We start from the raw sequence: 2,131 nt of genomic DNA, 5'->3' as shown, positions 1-2,131 counted from the left end.
GGCTCAGGAGTGGAACGGCAGTCCGGCGTCGGCGACCAGGTCGAGGTCGTCGGCGTCGTCCGGCGGGAGCAGGGTGGCGGAGCCGTCGGAGACCGGGACCACGCCGAGTTCCAGGAGTTCGCCCATGGCCGCGCTGCCGGCCATGTCGCGCACCTGGAGCTGGTAGCGGGCGGTGGTGCGGTAGGTGCCGGCGCCCTCGTCGCCGGTGCGCTGCAGGAAGCCGGAGTCGGCGAGGAAGGCGACCGCCTTGGCGACGATGCCGGTGGTGGAGCCGGCCAGACGCCGGGAGTCCTTGGTGGCACCGGTGGCGCTGCGGCGCGCCCAGACGCGCCACGCGGCCTCCAGACCGGGGGCGTCGCTGGCCGGGTCGGTGTTCTCGCCCTGTTCCTCGGCGCGCTGCTCGAGGCGGCGGCAGGCCTGGCGGACGAAGGCGTCCACTCCGTTGACGGTGACCCGGCCGATGTAGCCGTCGTCGGCGAGGTCCTCCGGCCGGGGGAAGGCGAGGGCGGCGACGGCGAGGTGGGCCAGGCCGTGCAGGAAGCGGTCGGCGGTGTCGGAGGCGGCGCGGCGGGCGTAGTCGCCCATCCGGACGGCGAAGACCGAGCCCTCGGCGGCGGTCACCGCCATCCCGGCGCGCGGAGAGACCTCCAGGATGATCAGGCCGAGTCCGGTGGCGACAGCATCGGTGAGCCGGGCGAACTGCGGGTCCTCGCGGTAGCGGCGCAGCAGGTCGGCGTACTCCTGGTCGCGGGCGGGCTGCAGCTTGGGCTGGAGCCCGAACGCCACCAGACGGGCCGCGTCGGACGTGTCCGCGGGCGACACGGCGGGCGTGCCGGCGGCGGCGCCCTGCGGGGCGGTCGCCGTGGGCTCGCTCCACTCGGCGGACTCGGTCACTGCTGGTGCTCCTCGGTGCGGTCGTACACGTGCGGGAAGTGCTGGCGGTGGGCGGTCGCCCGGTGAGGGCGGGCGGCCGGGCGGCTCAGGCGGAGTCGCGCCGGTCGGCCGCCATGCCCGCCGCGTCCAGCAGGGCGGTGCCCACTATCAGGTCGGCGCCGCCGAACTCCGGGTCGTCGAGTTCGGCGCCGTCGTCCACCGCGAACAGCAGGCGGGGCTCCCCCTGCCGGTAGGCGGTGCCCACCGGCGGGCTGGCGGCGTGGATCGCGAGCAGGGCGACCAGGTAGGGCAGGTCGGGGTCCTGGCGGCGGGCCTCGGCGAGCAGTCCGGACAGACGCCGGGGCGCGTCCGGCGGCAGGTCGAGCAGGTCGTTGGCGGCGGCCAGCTGCTCCTCGCTGAACCGGCTGTCGTCCGGGGTGGCGATCAGGTCGGGCTCGGGCATCTCCGCGCCCAGGTGCTCCCGCTCGGCGGGCGGGGTCAGCAGCAGGTCGACCAGGTCGACCATGCGCACCGAGCCGGGCGTGCGCAGGCCGGTGCCGTGGGCGAAGAAGGCGTCGGTGACCCGGATGGACTGCTCGAGCGGAAGGGGCAGGACGGGCGCGAGGAGCTGCCCGTACAGGTCGGTGCCGGCCGTGCGGGCGGGCGCGGCGAAGGCCTGGCGGTCCTGCTCGGCGCGGAACAGCGGGCCGGCCTCCAGCAGCCTCGACTGCAGCTGCGTGTGGCGGCGGATGCAGTCCTTGACGATGTCCACCAGCTCGGCGGCGCGGCGCTTCTGGCCGGGGTCCTCGGACTCGTCCCTGGCCTTGCGGATGTTGGTGAGGATGGCGTTCTCGTGCCGGTACCGGTCGGCGACGTGCTCCAGCGCCTCGGCGATCATGTCGGGCACGGTCCTCAGCCAGTCGACGGCGCGGACGTTGCGCCGGGTGGCCTCCAGAGCGCGCCGCAGCGTCTCCGAGTACTGCACCGTGCGGTAGCGGGCCTGTTCGGCGGCCAGCTGGGCGTCGGCGAGGCGTCCGCGGTTGATCAGCACCTCGAGCTTGACCTCGGCGGCGATCTGAGCGCTGGTGACGTCCGTGTCGAGCGCTCCGACCAGGACGTTCACGGCCTCGTCGGTGGTGCGCAGGTACACGCCGCCGCCGGGGCCGGGTACCTCCTCGATCAGCTTGAAGTCGTAGTCGCGGCGGACGTAGACGCCGTCGGCGGTGAAGGTGCCGTAGACGGCGCGGAAGCCGCGGTC

The 2,131-nt window shown here is 74.8% G+C and carries 2 protein-coding genes; both read right to left on the bottom strand.

Annotation, left to right across the window (positions count from 1 at the left end):
- Positions 1-3: 3 nt before the first annotated feature.
- Positions 4-894, bottom strand: a complete 891-nt coding sequence (locus ACOV8S_RS29535; RefSeq protein ID WP_448321545.1) for a hypothetical protein — start codon at positions 892-894, stop codon at positions 4-6.
- Positions 895-979: 85 nt separating this feature from the next.
- On the bottom strand, positions 980-2,131 hold a 1,152-nt coding region (locus tag ACOV8S_RS29530; protein ID WP_448321544.1), incomplete at its 5' end, for a hypothetical protein.

This window comes from Streptomyces sp. CO7 (assembly GCF_053474865.1).
Note: the sequence above shows the minus strand (reverse complement) of the source record. Positions and strands in the feature narration are given on the sequence as shown.